Here is a 17,991-nt window from a genome sequence, read left to right on the forward strand (position 1 = left end):
GCTTGCTCCTGACGGCAGCGGTTCTGGCCGTCTCGGTGCTGGGCGATGGCCATGGCTTCCCCGTACTGGTGCGGGCGCGCGAGCTCGTGTTCTGGGCCCTGGGCTGCTACCTGGGCATCCGGGTCTTCACCCACGTGCTGCTGGACCCGCTGTTGAGCCACTGGCGCACCGCCACCCCCGGGTTCGCCCGGGATCTGGTGGTGGTGGCCCTGTACATGGCTGCTGCCGTGTTCCTGCTGCACAGGACCGTGGGTGTGAACCTGGGCACCCTGATGAGCACCGGGGCCATCGCTGCCGCGGTCTTGGGTCTTTCCATGCAGGAAACGCTGGGCAACCTGTTCGCCGGCGTCTCCATGAGCCTGGCCCCGGCCTTCCGCGTGGACGACTGGGTCGAGGTCACAGGCAATCTGAGGGGCGGCAGCGGCCAGGAGACCTTCATCGGCCGGGTCGACACCCTTACCTGGCGCACGGTCCAGATCATCACCGAGAACGGCGACACCAGCATCTTCCCCAACCGGATCCTCGCCCAGGCGGTGGTCACCAATCTGTACGCCCCATCCGGCCTGCACCGGCGCACCTTGAGGGTGACCGTGGCCCCCCACGACACCATGGCAGCCACCCTGGCGGCCTTGGAGCAGGCCCTGGGCGGCATCCCTCATCACCCCGACCATCAGCCCGAGGTCAGAACCCACAGCCTCGACCTGGGCGGCGTGGTGCTGGAGGTGCGCTTCTGGGCCCTGGGCTGGCGGCATGGCCGGGCCGCCAACTTCCAGGCAGTGCGCCTGACCCAGACGGTGCTGACCCGCCTGGAAGTGTCCCTGCTGGGGCCCCACGGGCCTACGCCCACCTGGACCAGCCCTGTGGTGCTCCAGGACGGGGTCCTGGAGGATATCCTGGATCGCTTCGGGCTGCCGAGGGAGTGGACCCCGGAGCTCAAGGAGCGCGTGGTCCTGCGCCGGGCCGAGCCAGGCGAAGGGGTGATCCGCGAAGGGGATCCGGGCGAATCCCTGTTCATGGTCATGGCCGGCACCCTGCAGGCCGTGAAAGTGGTCGAGCGCTTCGAGCCCTACACCGGGCTGTTCTGGGAGGCGATCGGAGACCTCGGCCCCGGAGACTGGTTCGGCGAAGGCTCCCTGCTCACGGGCGCCCCCCGGCGGGCGACGGTGGTGGCCGCGACGGCCTGCGAGCTGGTGGAGGTGCCCAAGACCGCCTTCGAGCGCGTCCTGCGCAGCGCCCCCCATCTGGTGGAGGGCCTGGTCGAACTGAAGGAATCCAGGTCCGGGCACATGTCGGACTTGCCCCGGACGGCCAACCGTCGGGACTTGGCGCGAGAGGAGATCAAGCGATGGTTCGGTCTCTGAGCCCCTGGCGTCGATTCCTGGCCATCCCCATCCTGGGTGGCTGCCTGTGGGCCCAGGCCCAGGAACGCCTGGCCCTGACGGTGAGCCCGCCGGATCAGCGGTTCCGGTTCCTGCCGGTACTCCACGCGCCTGGCGAGCGCCCCCTCGTGCTGGCCCTGCGGGGCGGAAGCGCCAAGGGCCTGGCCCACGCCGGCGTGCTGCGGCGCCTGGAGGAGGAAGGCTGGCATCCCGAAGGGCTCGTGGGCACCAGTGCCGGCAGCTTCGCGGCGGCGCTCTATGCCAGCGGCTTCGGCGGAGTCGGGGCCGAGCGGATCTTCGAGCGTCGCGATTTCTCCCTGGTGCTCGATGACCGCAGGCGGACGCCGGGCCTGAGCGCCTCGGAGGACGAGGACCTGCATGGCACCTTGATGGGACTCTCCTTCGTCGGCGGTCGCCCCATGCTGGTGCCTGGCGAGGACCGCGCACGCCGCCTGCGCATCGCCCTGTTCGAGACCCTGGCCCGGGCCCAGGCGCTGGGTGGCTCCGACTTCGACCACCTCGGTTCCCGCCTGCGGGTCGTCACCTCCAGCCTCACGCAGGGCGAGGCCCGGATCCTGGCCCAGGGGGACCTGGTGGATGCGGTGAAGGCCTCCATGTCCATCCCGGGGCTGCTGGCCCCCGTGGCCATCGGTGATGAACGCATGGTGGATGGAGGTTTGGTGGAGAACCTGCCCTCCATGGCGGCCCGCTCGGCCTTTCCCGGTGCCCGCGTCCTCGCCGTGAACATCGGACGCACCTGGAATGCCACGCCGCCTTCCGACATCCTGACCCTCCTTGACCGCAGCCTCGCGTTGGCCATGCGGGTCACCGAAGCGCGCAGTGAAGCGAATTCAGATCTGGTGATCCGTCCCGAGACCGACCGGGTGGATGAGTTCGCCTACCGGGGCCAGGAGTCGGCGCTTTTCGAGGCCGGCGCAACGGCCCTCAGCGGCGCCCTGCCCCGGCTGGAGGCCCTCCTGATGACCGACGCGGGGGCTCCGGCCGCGGCCACCCTGAGGGTGGATGGCCCCGGCCATCCCGATCTGCCTGGTTTGCTGGCCGACACCCGGCCAGCCGCCGGCCCATGGTGCCGCGCCGACCTCTGGCGCCTGCTCCGCCGCGCTCACCGGAGGCTGCCCCTGGGCCATGCCTGGGTGACTCTGCCCACCACCCCGGAAGGCGAAGCCACCTTCCACTGGGAGCCCGCCGCCCTCATTCAGCGAGTGCAGCTGGACCTGCCCGCGGGATGGGCCGCCCCCTATCAGGCTCGCGTGGCCCAGCTCCTGAGCGAGCGAGGCCTGGTCCCGGGCCAGCCTTTCCACGCCGCCCGCTTCGGACAGCTGGAACAGGAACTGCTCGCCGAGGCCGTCGGCAAGGGTGCCGCCATGCTGGACCTGCGGGGCAGCGGTTTCGCCGACGGGGTGCTCACCCTCGCCGTGCGTGAGCCCAGTCTGGTGCGCGTGGAGGTGGAGCCTGGCCCCCTGGCGACCCCCACCCTCGCGATCGCCCAGGAACTCCAAGGCCATGCCCTTCGCGCCTCGGAACTGGAGGAGGTGCTGGGGCGCGCCCGGGACCGCATGGGCTTCCAACGGCTGGAGGCCCGTCTCCAGGAGCGCGAAGAGGGCCTCGTCCTCAATCTCCGCCCCGTGGGCAGCCAACCCACCCTGCTGAACCTCACCCTGGCCTATGAAAGCGACTGGGGCCCGCACGGCGGCGTCCTCGTGCGCGGCCGGAACCTCTTCGGTGGCGGCGAGAGCGGTTCCATTGAAGCGGTGGCGGACAGGCTCCAGAAGCGCCTGGAAGGACATGTGGCCTGGAACCTACCCTCCCTGCCGTCCCTGGCGCTGGGGGCCTTCGGCACCTGGTCGCAGAACGACGTGAGCGGCGGCGTGTTGTTCGTGGAATCCACGGCCGACCGGGCCTCGCGCTTCACCCGCAAGGAACTGGGGCTCGAGGCCATCCTCCGCTGGGGCAAGGAGGACCGCGGCCGCCTCGGCCTCGCGGCCTTCGAGCACCAGGGGACCTTCACCTTCGCCGGGACCACCGCCGACACGCCCAACGCCACGGTGGTCCGGGGCTGGCTGGAATGGGACGATCTGGACTTCCACACCCTCCCCTCCGAAGGCACCCTGCTGCGCTTCTCGGCGGACCGGAGCCTCTCCGTGGAAGGCGAGGCCCGTCCGTACTGGCGCAGCTATGCCCGGGCCAAGCGGCACCAGCCCCTGGGTTCCAACTGGGGACTGATGGTGGACACCGAAGTGGCCCTGTCGAAGGATGCGCCGCCGGACCGCCTGTGGATCGCCGGCGGCAGCGATTCCTTCATCGGCACCCGTAGCGCCGCCTACCTCACGCCGAACCTGGCGGTCCTCAAGATCGGCCTGCCCTACACCAAGGCTTCGGTTGTGGGCACAGGCTGGCAACTCGGCCCCCGCTTCGACTTGGGCCGCGCCTCGGACCAGCCGTCCACCCTGGGCGATGGCCTACGCATGGAAGGGCTGGGCCTGGTGGCCAGGACCGGTTTCCGGGAATTCTTCATGGAGCTGTCCGCCGGCTGGGTGTACCTCCACCGAGGCTCCGCCTCCCAGCACGAGAACCGGGTGTCGATCCTCCTGGGCGCCCGGCCATTCGACCTCTGGCGGCGGAAGTAGGTGGGTCGTTCGCCGCATCTGGTCAGCCATGCGGGCGAGCCAGCGATAACTTCCGCTGCATGATCTCGAGAATCTCGGCATCGACGTTGGCCATTCCATTGGTGACCACGAGCCCAAGATAGACCAGCGACGTCTCGCCGTCCTTGCCGACGATGCCATTGGTGGCCGGGATCCCCTCGCCCGCCATGGCATAGCTGGCGGCGCGGAAGGCTGCCTCGACCCCGGTCGCTGTCTTCATGGCACAGCCCACCTTGGCGCCGTCGCAGATCATTCCAGCCAGTGTGCCGACCACGTTGCTGACCGCCAGGCCTACCTCCGGAGCGCCACCGCCTTCCAGATGAACCAGCCCGGCCGCAATGCCTGCGCCTGCAGCAATGGCCGAGCCACAGGCTGCCGAGAGGGTTCCCAGATGGTGCGTTGTGGCAGAGGTGATCAGGCACCCCAGGGCCAGAGCCTCTTCGACTCGTTCGCCGGAATGACCATGCTCAAGGCCCCACAGCCATATCGGCAAGGTGACCGTGATTCCCTTGTTCCCGGAACCGGCCAGGGTCATGACCGTCTGGGATACACCAGACATCCGGGCGGTGACACCCGCACTGACCTGCAAGACCACGCGCTCCTGAACACCTGCACCCGGCTTGTTCACGACCTTCTCAGGGAGGAGCGAGGTCCCGGCCCTGGCTATTTCCAGATTCAGTCGCGCCCCCCCGCGCAGGACGCTCCTGTCCTCCTCCGTCAGGCTGTGGGCCATGTCAATGGCATCCTTGATGCTCATTCCGGCGAGCCTGGCCCGAACGCTCACGCCTCGAGGCGCCGTTTCAGAGGGAGTTTGGCTGCTCCATGCATGACCCTGAGCATAGAACGCCACTTGGGTGAGGTTCTCGTGTTCGCGTTCGATGACCGCGCGCCCGATGCCCCCGGCAAGCTTCACCCTCACATCAATGAACAGTTCGGTGCGCTGCGCATCCACCTCGACATGGACCGCCCGGCGCTCGATGAGTCCTTGGGCACGCGCCAACATTTCCGGGCTTACACCATCGAAACTCCGCAGGCGGAGTGAACGATCCGTGAGGCTCGCCCCGATGGCCAGGGCCCAAAGAATCCCCGTCTTCCCTTCGGAATTGGGCAGACCCACTGCGTAGCAGTTTTTGTAGATCCTGGGATCGCAGATCAGCCGAACCTCTTCGATGGGCCCCTCAGAGGCTCCTGCAGCATTGGCAGCGGCCCATGCCACGGCGGCGGGTTCAGTGCACCCGAGAGCGGGCTTCCATTCAGCAGCGAGGTACTCGGACATCAGCATGGCGGCCTCTCGGGTTGGGTTCCAATCGGGACAAGCAACCTGCTCGGTCCATCGAGACATCGGTTCAGATCAAAGGGATTGCTGCACAAACGCCCGAAGCTGGTCCAGGGACTGGCCGCCGGATCGAGCAGCGACCCTCTTGCCATCCTTGAACAGCATGAGGGTGGGCACGGACATCACTCCGAACTGGGCGGAAAGCTCGGGCGTGGCCTCAATGTCCACCTTGGCCGTGGTGAGCTGACCTTCCAGTTCCCGGCCCAACTGGTAAACCAGGGGTTCCAGGGCTTTGCAGGGGCCGCACCAGGGGGCCCCGAAGTCCACCAGGACCACGCCGGTGGCGATGGTCTGCGCGAATTCGTTGGCTTCAAGGACTCTCAGTTTCGACATGGGTGATCCTTTCAATGGGTTTGTTCGGCGAGCCAACGCTCCGCGTCGATCGCGGCCATGCAGCCACTTCCGGCGGCCGTGATGGCCTGACGGTAGGTGTGGTCGGCAACGTCGCCGGCGGCAAACACGCCGGCAATCGAGGTACGGGACGAACCCTTCTCCACGAGTAGATAGCCCGATGCATCCATGGGCACTTGGCCCTCGAACAAGCGCGTGTTGGGCTGGTGGCCGATGGCCACGAAGAGGCCATTCACTGGCAGGGAGCAAGACGGCCTGCCGTTCTGGGTGTCCTTCAGGATCAGAGAAGCAAGCTTTTCCACCTTCTCACCGAAGGCATCTTCGCTGGAGACGGTCTGCAGGCATGAGATCTCACGGTTCCAATGGACCTGGATCTTCTTGTGTGTCAGCGCCCGCAGCTGCATCGCCTTCGAGGCCCGGAAGGCGTCCCGGCGGTGGATGAGGTGCACCTTGCTGGCGAACTTCGTCAGGTAGATCGCCTCTTCCAGGGCCGTGTCACCGCCGCCGACCACGGCGATCTCCTTCCCCCGGAAGAAGAACCCGTCGCAGGTAGCACAGGCCGACACGCCACCGCCGTTCCGGCTCAACTCCAGGTCCTTGCCCAAGCCAAGCCACTTGGCCGAGGCGCCTGTCGCGATGATGAGGGCATCCGAGGTGTAGGAGCCCTGGTCCGTGACCAGCAGGAAGGGGCGGACCGAAAGGTCCACCGTCTCTACAGATTCTGCGCGGACCTTCGTTCCGAAACGAAGGGCCTGCTCGCGCATCTCGGCCATGAGGACAGGCCCCGGGATGCCATGGCTGAATCCGGGATAGTTCTCAACCTCCGTGGTGATGGTGAGTTGGCCACCAGGCTGGACCCCTTCCAACACCAATGGCGCCAGGCGGGCCCGGCTGGCATAGATGGCGGCCGTGTAGCCGGCTGGGCCGGTGCCGATGATGATGAGCCGGTGGTGCGATCGCGCCATATCTGTCCCATGGGGGGGCAATGCATGAAATTCTCCCGCCCGTCCCCCCGAACCGGGCGGGAGAGAGGCAGGTCCCTGGAGGAGTCGTGGGGGACCTGCGTCCTGCTGGATGATCAAGCGTCCTTGAGCCAAGTGAGCATGGCCTCTGGATTCTTGAAGCCAAAGGTTCGGCGCAGTTCCTTGCCCTCCGCATCTCGCAGGATGACGGTGGGGTAGGACTTGATGTCGAGGGTCTTCTGGAGGTCGGGACGCGCCTTCTCGCACTCCACCCGGACGGCGATGGCGTTCTGCTGGATCCAGGCCACCACCTGCGGATTCGGCCAGGTCTTGTGATCCAGTTCTTTGCACTGGGCGCACCAGGAGGTGTAGGTGTCGATCAACAGGAGCCTGTGCTCCGCCTTGGCTTTGGCCTGGGCCGTCTCCAGGTCGTTCTCGATCCAGAGCTGCGGTGTGTTCTCGGCTTTGGCTGCCACCCCGGTCTTGGGCAGCAGCTGGAGATCGAGGCCGCCTTCCAGCGCCCGGACCCCCAGCAGGATTCCGACCGTGAGCAGCACCAGGCCCAGGGCCTTCTGCAACCCTGCACCCAGTTCCTCGGCGCTCTTGAAGGCGCCCAGCACCACGGCTGCGACCAGCAGCACGACCATCCACATGGTCGCGTTCAGCCACTCGGGGGCAAGCAGGCGGATGTTCCAGGCGGCGAAGCCCAGCACAATGACGCCCATGAGGTATTTCAGCTTGGTGAGCCAATCGCCCGAACGGGGCAGGCCCGCGGAGAAGGTACCCACCAGGAGAAACAGCACGCCCATGCCCAGGGCGAACACGAACAACTGCAGCCCGCCGAGGAACACCTGCCCCTTCTGGGCGATGCCCACCAGGATCGAGGCCACGATGGGGCCCACGCAGGGCGCCGCCAGGGGGCCGAGCACCAAGCCCATGATGAAGGCGCCGCCGAAGCCCTTGCGGGGGCTGTCGCCCTGGAGCTTTGCCTTGAGGCCTTGGGGCAGGTCGATCTCGAACAGCCCGAACAGGCTCAGAGCGAACAGGGCGAACAGGATGGAGACCGGAATGAGGAAGGCTGGCTTCTGGGCGAAGGAACCGAACGTCGCGCCGCTCATCGCGGCGAAGACGCCCAGTGCCGTATAGGTCACCGCCATGCCCAGCACCAGGGACAACGACAGCAGGAACCCACGGGCTCTACCACTATCCTTGGTGCCGATGATCGCCATGGTGATGGGGATCATCGGATAGACGCAGGGGGTGAGGCTGGCGCCGAGCCCGGCCAGGAAGACCACCAGCAAGCCCAGGAGGAAACCCCGCTCGGGGCCGGGAGCGGGCGCCGGAACCTTTGCGGCGGAGACCGCCGCCACACCGACAGACGGCGCGGGCTGCGCCACCTGGACAGCGGCAGGCTCAGCGACCGGCGCGGAGGGAGCCTGCCCGGGTTTGACCGCCGGCAGCTTCGCGGTCGCGGCGGGAATATCCGAGGCCTTCACCTTCAAGGGGACGGTGACCGGGGGATAACAGTTCCCACCCTCCCCTTCCGTGCAGGCCTGGTACTGGACCTCCAGCATCACCTCGCCCTTCAGGCCCTCCCCGGTCACGGGGATGGCCACCTGGCCGTGGAAGATGTCGTCCCCCAGTTCATCCTTGGCATCGGCCTTGGGCAGGGGGGCGACCTTGAGGCTGCCGGGCTTGGACGCCAGGGTCACCTCGGTGAACGCCTTCTTGATGTGGACATGGGGAGGCACGGTGATCAGGACCGCACCCTTCTTCAGGGTCACTTTGACATCGGGGTTCGAAGCGACGGCCAGGCAGGGCCAGGCCAGGAACAGGAGGGTAACCAAGCCCGACAGGATTCGCGTTGTTCGCATCGTGGGAGGTCTTTCAGGGAAGGGGTTTCAAGGTCAGTGGATCGCGCAGAGGCAGCCGGGTCAGGGGCAGAGGGGCGACGTCCTTCAGGAGGCCTGGATGGTCCTTGGCATCCCCCGCCTCCGCGTCGACGGCCTTGCCCACGACGAGGATCGTGAGCCGGGAGGGATCAAGGTACTGGCGGGCCACCCGCTGCACATCCCCGGCCGTGACGGCCTGGATCCTGTCCCGGAAGTCCACCCACCAGTCCTCGGGCCAACCCTGGACCTGCTCCTTGGCAAGGGTGTCCACGACCACGGGCTTCTTTCCCCATTCCGAGGGGAAGGCCTCGATGATGGCGGCCTTGATGCTCGCCAGTTCCTCGGCGGGCACGGGCTCAGACTTGATGCGCTCCACCTCGGCCAGAAGCAGCCGCAGCGCGAACGGGACCGACAGGTTCTTGGTCTGGAAGGACCCCTTCCAGAGCCCGGTCCAGAAGGCGCCATCAGTGAACTGGGTGCCGATGCCGTAGGTGAGCCCTTCGTCGCTGCGGATCTTCTTCATGAGCCGGCAGGTGAAGCCGCTGCCGCCCAGGACCTGGTTCAGGACGACGGCGGCGTGCCAGTCGGGATCCGTCCGCCGCAGCCCAGGCAGGGCGAATTGGACGAGGCTCTGGGGGACATCCTTGTCCACCACGTAGATGCCCGGCCTGGGGCGGTGGGCCGGGACAGGCACGGCGGGGCTGGCCTGGGCTGCGGGTCCCGCCGGGATCCGTCCCAGGGTCTTCTGGAGGAGCTCCAGCATGTCTTTCCGCTTGAGGCGGCCGGAAACGGAAACGACGAGATTCTTCGGATGGAGCAGGCGGGCGTGGCAGGCGGCAAGGTCCTCCCGGGACAAGGAGGCAAGGCTGTCAGTGGTGGGCTGGACGGACAGGAAATGGGACGGGCCGTAGAGCAGGCGCGCCAGCTCAGCTTGCGCGATCGTGCCGACCGCATCGTTGCGGCTGGCCATCATCTGCCGGAAACCGTCCTTGGCCCGGTCCAGGCGCTCCTGGGCGAAGGCGGGCTGGGTGAGCACCTGCATGAAGAGGTCCAGGCCTTCCTTGAGGTCCTTCTCCAGGATGGTCATGGACACCGTGCCGGAGGTGGCGCCGAAGTCGCTGGTGATGTTCCCCGCGAGGAATTCCAGCCGCTCGTCCAGATCGGAGGCGGAGACCTTCTGCGTCCCCCCGTCCCGCAGCTGGGAGCCCATGAGGGTGGCCAGCCCCTCCTTGCCTGCGGGGTCCAGGTAGGAGCCTCCCTTGACCATGACCTTGATGCGCACGAAGGAGACCCCCACCGGGTCCTCGGCATAGTAGACCGGAATGCCGTTGGCGAGGCGCGTCTTGAAGGATCCGGCGCGGGGAACGGAGAAGGCCAGCGGCTTGAAGGCGATGGCTTCGGGCCGCGGGGGAATGGCCTGGGCCAGGAGCGCGGTGCCGAGGAACGCGGTCAGGAATGAGGTGCGGACCATTACTTGGCCTCCTTGCGGCGGACGATCACGGTCGCGCGGTTTTCGTGGGTGAAATAGGCGCGTGCGACCCGCATGACGTCCTCCCGGGTCACGGCCTGCAGGCGCGCCGGCTGCGCCAGGAAATCCAGGTACGTCCCGGCGCCCTCGGCCTCGGCCAGCTGGTCGCGGAGATCGCTGTTCTTCTCGATGATTTCAAGGGCGCTGGCAGCCAGCTGGTTCTTCACCTTCTGGAGTTCGCGGTCGCTGACCCCTTGCTCCTGAAGGGTCCGGATTTCGGCGAGGAGCGGAGCTTCCAGCTCTTCCGGCGCGTGGCCTGGAGCCGGGACGGCCTCCAGGAAGAAAAGGCCCCCGTATTTCATGCCAGAGGCAAAGGCTTCCGCGAACACCGCGATGCCCTTTTCGTTGACGAGGGAGCGCTTCAGGCGACCCGAATCACCCTGGAGGAGGGCCATGAGGACCTTGAGGGCCGGGGCATCCCTGTGCACCGAAGGGACCGTCTTGTGGGCGATCGCGAGCATGGGCATGGCATCGGCCTCGGCCAGAAGGCGCTGTTCCCCGCTTTGCGGCGGCTCCAGGGTCGTCACCTTGGGCGGTGGGACGGGATTGGCGGGAAGGGTCCCGAAGTAGCGCTGTACGGTCGCCATGGCCTCGCCAGTCCGGAAGTCTCCCACCAGCACGAGGGAGATGTTGTTGGGGGCGTAGTAGGTCGAGAAGAACAGATCCGCCTGATCCCGGGTGATCGTCGTGATGTCGCTGGGCCACCCGATGACGGGCCAGCGGTAGGGGTGGGCCTGCCAGAGCATGGCGGTGAAGGACTCGAGGGTCCTGCCGTAGGGTGTCGCCTCGACGCGGAGCCGGCGTTCCTCGAGAACCACGCTGCGTTCGCTGTAGAATTCACGGAACACGCCGTTCCGGATCCGGTCCGCTTCCATCCAGGCCCAGAGCTCCAGCTTGTTGGCGGGGACATCGATGTGGTAGAAGGTGCGGTCGCTCGTGGTGTCTGCATTCATGCCCGTGGCGCCGCCTTGGCTGTAGACCTTGCTGAATTCGTCCTTGACGATGAGCTCCCGCTGCTCCCGCACCAGCTTGTCCAGGGCGTCCAGGGCGGCCTGGAGGCGCGGCGTCCTCGCGTTCGGGTCCCCGATGTCCTTGATTTCACCCCGGCGCAGGCGCTCCCGGAGCAGGTCCTGCTCCTCGCGGATGGTGACCACCACCCGGTCCTGCTCCCGGTTAAGCTCCATGTCGCGCACGGCGTCCCGGGTCCCGATGACGCGGGTGCCCTTGAACATCATGTGCTCGAAGAGATGGGCGATGCCCGTGATGCCCGGCCGTTCGTCGGCGCTGCCGACCCTGGCGACCCAGCCGCAGGAGATGCTGGGCTCCCCGCTGCGTTCCACCAGGATGACGCGCATGCCGTTGGGAAGGACGCGTTCCTGGACCGGGATCTCCTGGGCCATCAGGCCTGGGATGCCCAGGAGGGCCGCTAGCAAGGTCGGGGGAATTCGATGCTTCATGGTCTCGCCTTGGGGAAGGTGCTGGCTTGGACGTGCGGGCGACATGGGAAGCAGCCGTGATCCGCGGAAGCTCCGAGTCTGGTTCGGCCTTTCCGCCGCGAGGTAGTCCGGTTTCGGGATTCCCCAGGGCTCCGGTTCGAGCGCAACGGCTTAGGATCGTGTCTACGTCCACACCTGGGGGTGGGGGTGCACCGGTGCATGCCAAAAACTGAAAACCGGAGCATCCCCTTGGGGGGAACCGCCACAAGCTTTCGGCAGATCTCTGAAACCCATCTCCCACCACCCCCATTCATGAGGTGTCCATGCATCACTTCAAAGCACGATCCCTGTCCGGGCGCCTTTGCGCCCTGCTCATCGCCTCCTCCGGCGTCCTCGTCGCGCAGACCAGCGCCGTGGGCCACATCTCCGGCAAGGTGACCTACCCCGACGGAAAGCCTGCCGTCGGCCAGCTCGTCCTACTCGAGACCCCTCGTGGCAACCGGGAAATCCGCACGGACGCCAATGGCCAGTTCCTGGTCGCCAACCTGGTCCCCGGCAAGGTCCTCGTGAAGGTCAACATCAAGGACATGATGGACTTCAAGACCGAGGTCCTGGTGGCGGCCTACCAGACTGCCGTCATGGCCATCCACCTCATGCCCCAGGCCGCGCAGACGATCGAGGTGATCGCTTATGCTTCCACGCTGGCGCTGAACACGACCGATCCGAGCCAGGCGAAGATCGGCCTCACCACATCCATGGACCACGTCGACCTGCTTCCGATTCCTGTCACCACCACCATGGATCGGTTCACCACGATGATGACCCTGGTGCCCGGAACGAACTCCGGGTACGCCATCCATGGGGCCTCGACCATGGCCTTCCATGTGGACGGCGTGGACACCACCGATTCCAACTTTGGCAACATGGGAACCGGTTTGAACAATGACCTCATGGACCAGATCCAGGTGCTCACAGGCGGGGTTTCCGCGAAATATGGCCGGTTTGATGGTGGCGTGTTCAGCGTGACGACCAAAAGCGGATCGAACACCTTCGAAGGGTCGACGCGCATGACCCTTTCGAATCCCAAGTGGGGCGGCGTCGGCAAGACCCCCGAGATCTACAAGGCCCTTGGCATACCGTTGTCCAGGCCCTTGGACAACACCACGACCATCCAGTCGTACACCTTCATGGGCCCCATCATCAAGGACACGCTGTTCTTCTCCCTGGGTTACCAGACCTATTCTCCGAGCCAGAAGACGGCCCAGGCGACCAACGGCCTCACCTTCGGCAGCGTACCCTACGTGGCAACCAGCAGCGAAACCCGACAGGACTTCAAGCTGGACTGGTCCGTGGACACGTCCAACCGGCTCTCCTTCCAGTACAACGCGGTCAAGTCCGACAATACCAATCAGAGCACGAATTACGGCAACCCCTCCTCTCTGGCGACCCTGAGCGGGCTCGACCACCAGGAGCGGGGCTACTACTCACTGGGTTGGACCAGTCAGCTCTCATCCAATCTCCTGCTGGACGTCAAGTACAACGACGCCTTCTACAAGAAGGGAGGCTCCGGAACGGGTTCGACTGGGGGCGACTCCGTCGTCACCTGGCTGGATGTGCCGGACTTCACCCTGTTCGACAACGGCGCCTTCACCAGTGTGAAGGAGGAAAGGCACCAGAAAGTCTTCAGCGTGGGCGTCACTGAGTATTTCAATGCCATGGGCGAGCACCAACTGGAAGCGGGCATCGAGAGCTACAAGTTCACGCTGGAATCCGGGGCCTTGGACTTCCCGTCGGGCTACCTCATCAGCTTCAATGGCTTCACCCCGGGGGCCAGCACCCCGGCCTTGTCCAACCGGATCCTCGAGGTCCAGAACCCCGCGCTGACCAGCCTGACCTGGCAGCAGGCCATGACCGGCAAGGCCACGACCAAGAACCATTCGCTCTACGTGAACGACACCTGGACCATCAACAAGAACGTGTCCTTGAACCTGGGCTTGCGCTACGACAAGTTCACCAGCGACACCACGCCCGAGAACAACCACTATGCCACGGACGCATATGCGCCCCGCCTGGCTTTCAACTATGACCTGAAGGGTGACCGGCAGGACGTGGTCACGCTCACGGCCGCGGTCTACACGGCCCAGATCCTCCAGGGCAACCTGGCCAACGCGACCGTCACCAAGACCCCGATCACCAAGAACTACGTCTACATCGGCACGGGCGGTCCCGCCCAGGGCACGGGCGCGGACGCCCTGACCTCCACCGGGGCCATCAACTGGGCGGCCTGGGGCAACCTCGCAGGCGCCACGGGCCAGGGCAACCCCGCGAGCACCCTTGATCCCATCCAGAACCGCACCACGTTCGTGGATCCGAACCTCAAGGCCCCGAGGACCCGGGAAATCACCCTCGGCTTCCACCATGAGACCCAGAAGCAGGCCTTCGCCGCGACCCTGATCCGCCGCTGGATGGACCGGTTCGTGGACGACATCTGGTACGGAGACGGCATCGCTCCGGGCGTGGCCAAGGTCCTCATCTCCAACGACCCCGACGGGAAGCGTGACTACTATGGACTCGAGGTGACCTACCGCAACAACGCCATCGAGCACCTCTCCTTCGGAGGCAACGTCACCTGGGGCCGCGCCATGGGCAATGATGGCGCCCAGGCCAACAACTTCGGCTCAGGCATCAGCCGGGACCGGCTGGCGCCCTATGGTCCTTCCTTCCCTCTCGACCGCCCCCTCATCGCCCATACCGACCTGGTCTACCGGAATTCGCTCGGCAAGGGGACCTACAACGTCTCCTTGTTGGGCAGTTACTTCGGGAAGGAGACCTACGGCTATCGCTGGGGAGTGGCCCTGACCGATCCGAGCCTGGTGGCCCAAGGCTATGCCTACACGTACCGGAAGTATTTCCCCGAACTTGGTCCCCACCACCAGCCTGCCTACTTCACCCTGGACATGCAGATTGGCTACGAGGCTCCCTTCGCCAAATGGGCCAAGGGGTTCGTGAAGTTCAATATCAATAACATCCTGAACTACATGCCCAACACCATGAACACGTACTATGGGACCGCCTACACCGGGTCCTACGTGCCGTTCACGCTGGTCGATGGGTTGGGCACCGTGAACGTGCCCCCGCGCAGTGTCACCCTGGATCTCGGCATCCGGTTCTAGCCGGACAGACCCCACGGAACAGGCCGGACGGAGTGAGCTGAGACTCGCACCGTCCGGCCTCTCTGACTGTCGGTTTACGCCGGAACCGGTGCAGTCGCCAATTCGGATTCCGGATCATGCCCATGCATGCGGCCTGGCCCAACCTGGAACATGCATCAACGGCGGCCCCGCCCTTGAAGCCCCCAAAGGAGGTCAATCGGTCATGGGACTAATGATCCTTTCGGAATTCATCGGATGGCCCGTACCTTCTCCCCACGCAACTGAGTCTGGTCGCTACCTCCAGAGCCTTGTGGCGCCTTTGGCCCAGAAATTGGCCCAGGCGGCGTCCCCGGCGGGCGCCTTCCTCAGCGATGTGCTGACGAAGCTCGCACGGACAGGGGACTTTCTCCTGGGCAGGGGCGACTTCTGGCTTTTGGTTCTGTTCCTGGTGGGGATCTGCACGATGTTCACTTACCTGGCCCGCGCGAAAGGGCCGGAATCCGACCGATGCCGATGAGCCGCGGTGGAATGTGCATTCGTGCAGTTACTACGTCCGGAGCCGGATCATCTCGGCGTCCGCAGGAGCAATGACGATCAACCGTCCGGACCATTCCGGCCTCTCACTGGAGCAACCCATGCCTCACACCCCGCGGACCACTCGAATGGCCCTCCTCCTTGCCGCATCCTGGCTTGCCCTGCCCGCCTGTGCCGCGGCGCCGGCGCCTCCGCCTGCCCAGGTGGCAGAGGCACCGGCCATCACGCTCAAGGTCGGGGACGTGGCCCCGCCCTTTGTCCACGGAACGTGGCTGAAGGGGCAACCGGTTGCCGCGCTCGCCAAGGGACAGATCTACGTCGTGGAGTTCTGGGCGACCTGGTGCGGCCCGTGCAAGGTCTCCATGCCACATCTGTCGGAACTGGCCAAGACGTACAAGGGCAAGGCCACGTTCATCGGCGTGGATATCTTGGAGAAGGGCAAGTCCCCCGAGGCCATCGAAAAGAACGTGGCTGCCTTCGTCAAGGCCAAGGGCGACGCCATGGCCTACTTGGTCTGTAGGGACACTCCAGACGGAGCCATGTACAAGACGTGGATGCAAGCTGCCGGCGAGGAAGGCATTCCACTGGCTTTCATCGTCGACGGTTCGGGCCGGATCGTGTGGAAGGGACACCCGATGACCATGGAGAAGGTGGTCGAAGCCGTCGTCGCGGGAACCTTTGATGCCGCGGCCTTCACGAAGGCTGCGGAAATGGAGCAAAAGGTCCAGATGGACATCTACAAGTTGACCCTGGCCAAGGACTGGAAAGGCGTCCTCGGTGTTTTGGGCACCTTCCAACCCTCGACCAAGACGGGCAAGGAGCAAGCGGACATGTGGACGCTGCAGGCCCAGCTGCACCTGGACGAAAAGGCCGCGGAGAGGGCCTATGCCAAAATCATTGAGGAGGATTCTGACATTCTCCTGAACCTCGGCATTCTCATCGTTGGCGAAGAAGGTCTCTCCAAGGTTTGGTACGCCAGGGCGGCCACCCTGCTCACACCTGAAGTGGAAAAGGAGCCCGCCCTGCTCGGGAAGCTGGCCCTGGCCCAGTTCAATGCGGGGGACACCAAGGCCGCCGTGGCAACCAAGGCCAGGGAATTGGCGTGGTGGCTCCCCTACTCCGCGGAAAAGCTCAAGGAGAACCCTGGAGCTGAAGGGGAGAAGTTCGTCAAGAATTACACCTCGAAAATCGAAGCCGAGCTGAAGCGGTACCAGACGGCGGCCAACCAGTAGGCCCTCGGGTCCGGTACGGCCGGATGCTGGGCATCTGGCCGTACCGTTTCTGACTACCCGGCCACCGGGCCCAATGTGCGGCGGGCCTTTTCCAGGCGTGTTACGGCCTCTTCAAGTTCACGTTCGTCCGCCTGTGCGAAACCCATCCTGAAGGCAGGTTCCGGCGTCCCCTCGTGGAAGAAGGACGGGGGATTCAGGATCAACCCGCTGGAGCGAGCGGCCTGGATCCAGGCTTCCAGATCGGTTCCTTCCCGTCCGCGCAGCCAGAGGCTCAGCCCTCCCTGGGGAGTCACCACCTCAAGATGGTCGCCCAGGTCCTTCTGCAGTCTGGCCACGAGGAAATCGCGCCGGGACGCGTAGATCTTTCGCACCTTCCGGAGGTGACGGACGAGCTCTCCATCCCGGATGAGGTCTGCGACCGCCCATTCGAGCACCGGATCTCCCAGTTCCCCCCGGCTCCGGCGGAGCTTCGCCAGGTAGGGGATGAGGGGCGGCGGCAGAACCATGTAGCCGAGCTTGAGACCCGGGGCCAGGAGGCGCGACAGGGAGCCAATGTGGATGACCTGCCCGGTGCCATCCATGGAGAGGAGCGGTTCGGTACGGGCCCCCTCGTAGCAGTACTCGCCGTCATAATCATCTTCGAGGACGGCCAGTCGGTAAGTCTCGGCCAGCTGCAGGATCGCCTTCTTCCGCTCCTGCGAGAGGACGGCCGTAGTGGGAAACTGGCGCCGCGGCGTGAGGTAGAGCACCCGGATCCGGTCCTGTCGCAGGACGGCCTCCAGGGCGGAGGGCACCATGCCCTCGGCGTCCACCGTCACCGGGCGGAGTTCCATCTTCGCGATCTGCTGGAAGATATCCCAGGCCCTGCGGTTGCCAGGATTCTCCACCGCCGCGAGGCTCCCCGGCCGGAACAGGGCGCCCGCCAAAAGGACCAAGGCTTCACGGCTGCCCCGCGTGATCAGGATCCTTTCCGGGCCGACGGACACCCCGTGCCGTTCCGAAACCCAGGCCGCCACGATCTCCCGCAGCAGGGGCGTCCCCAGCGGATCGCGGTCGGAGAGAATGCGCGGACCGTGACGCCGGAGGGCCCGCTGGTAGCCCTTGGCCAGTTCCTCAGCCGGGGCCAGTCGTGGATCGGGCGCCCCATCCTCCAGCAAGAGGTCGCCGGCCACCGTCATGGAGGCCGGCTGAAGGATGCTGGGCAGGTCGAACCCGACCTGCGCCCCCGGCAGGGTCCCCGGGTGGGGGCCTACCCCCGCCCCCGAGGGGAGTTCGTCGGCCACGAAGGTCCCGCTGTTGGGCCGGGTGACGAGCCAGCCCTGGGCTTCCAGTTCCTGGAGGGCGGCGATGACCGTCCTCCGGTTGACCCCCAGCAGATCCGCAAGCACCCGGGACCCCGGCAGGGCCGTCTGGCGCGGCACACGGCCTTCCAGGATCGCATTCTGGAGGGTCAGGGCGATCCGCTGATAGAGGGGGGACCCGGGGGCGTCGGCAAGGGTGAGGAAGAGGCTCTGGGGGCGCAT

11 protein-coding genes are annotated in these 17,991 nt (G+C 65.9%); 4 read left to right on the forward strand and 7 right to left on the reverse strand.

All coding sequences use genetic code 11. The annotated features are described in order from the left end of the window. The first annotated feature begins 2 nt into the window (after nt 1-2). Both QOZ81_RS10210 and QOZ81_RS10215 read left to right on the forward strand, forming a co-directional pair. Nucleotides 3-1,361: a mechanosensitive ion channel family protein gene (locus QOZ81_RS10210; protein WP_291207217.1), complete on the forward strand. Its 1,359-nt coding sequence runs from the start codon at nt 3-5 to the stop codon at nt 1,359-1,361. Next, nucleotides 1,346-4,027, forward strand: a complete 2,682-nt coding sequence (locus QOZ81_RS10215; RefSeq protein WP_291207214.1) for a patatin-like phospholipase family protein — start codon at nt 1,346-1,348, stop codon at nt 4,025-4,027. Before QOZ81_RS10210 ends, QOZ81_RS10215 begins: the two co-directional genes overlap by 16 nt. Before the next feature lie 22 nt (nt 4,028-4,049). Here the strand turns inward: QOZ81_RS10215 and QOZ81_RS10220 are convergent, their stop codons facing one another. The 6 genes from QOZ81_RS10220 to QOZ81_RS10245 form a co-directional block, all read right to left on the reverse strand. Then, nucleotides 4,050-5,327: an L-serine ammonia-lyase, iron-sulfur-dependent, subunit alpha gene (locus QOZ81_RS10220; RefSeq protein WP_291207211.1), complete on the reverse strand. Its 1,278-nt coding sequence runs from the start codon at nt 5,325-5,327 to the stop codon at nt 4,050-4,052. Between the two features lie 69 nt (nt 5,328-5,396). Continuing rightward, nucleotides 5,397-5,714 carry a thioredoxin family protein gene (locus tag QOZ81_RS10225; RefSeq protein ID WP_291207206.1) on the reverse strand — a complete coding sequence of 106 codons (318 nt, stop codon included), beginning with the start codon at nt 5,712-5,714 and terminating at the stop codon, nt 5,397-5,399. Between the two features lie 11 nt (nt 5,715-5,725). Next, on the reverse strand, nt 5,726-6,697 hold the full coding sequence (gene trxB / locus QOZ81_RS10230) for a thioredoxin-disulfide reductase (RefSeq protein ID WP_291207203.1): 972 nt from the start codon (nt 6,695-6,697) through the stop codon (nt 5,726-5,728). A gap of 113 nt (nt 6,698-6,810) precedes the next feature. After that, nucleotides 6,811-8,541: a protein-disulfide reductase DsbD family protein gene (locus tag QOZ81_RS10235; protein ID WP_291207199.1), complete on the reverse strand. Its 1,731-nt coding sequence runs from the start codon at nt 8,539-8,541 to the stop codon at nt 6,811-6,813. A gap of 40 nt (nt 8,542-8,581) precedes the next feature. Continuing rightward, the gene (locus tag QOZ81_RS10240) at nt 8,582-10,057 is read right to left on the reverse strand and encodes a M16 family metallopeptidase (protein ID WP_291207196.1); all 1,476 of its coding nucleotides are present in this window, start codon (nt 10,055-10,057) and stop codon (nt 8,582-8,584) included. Further along, nucleotides 10,057-11,571 (reverse strand): M16 family metallopeptidase, encoded by a 1,515-nt coding sequence (locus QOZ81_RS10245; protein WP_291207193.1) that lies wholly within the window; start codon nt 11,569-11,571, stop codon nt 10,057-10,059. The genes QOZ81_RS10240 and QOZ81_RS10245 overlap by 1 nt, the downstream gene beginning before the upstream one ends. A 302-nt stretch (nt 11,572-11,873) precedes the next feature. On the opposite strand from QOZ81_RS10245, the gene QOZ81_RS10250 reads away from it, so the two are divergent. Together QOZ81_RS10250 and QOZ81_RS10255 are read left to right on the forward strand one after the other, a co-directional pair. Next, entirely contained in the window at nt 11,874-14,723 is a 2,850-nt protein-coding gene (locus tag QOZ81_RS10250; protein WP_291207190.1) for a TonB-dependent receptor, read from the forward strand. Between the two features lie 566 nt (nt 14,724-15,289). Beyond that, nucleotides 15,290-16,468, forward strand: a complete 1,179-nt coding sequence (locus QOZ81_RS10255) for a TlpA disulfide reductase family protein (RefSeq protein WP_291207188.1) — start codon at nt 15,290-15,292, stop codon at nt 16,466-16,468. 53 nt (nt 16,469-16,521) lie between these two features. Here QOZ81_RS10255 and QOZ81_RS10260 read toward each other — a convergent pair whose 3' ends face one another. Further along, complete coding sequence (locus tag QOZ81_RS10260) at nt 16,522-17,991, reverse strand: aminotransferase-like domain-containing protein (protein ID WP_291207184.1); 1,470 nt, start codon at nt 17,989-17,991, stop codon at nt 16,522-16,524.

It is taken from the genome of Geothrix sp., from assembly GCF_030219325.1.
In the GTDB taxonomy this organism is placed as follows: Bacteria; Acidobacteriota; Holophagae; order Holophagales; family Holophagaceae; genus Geothrix.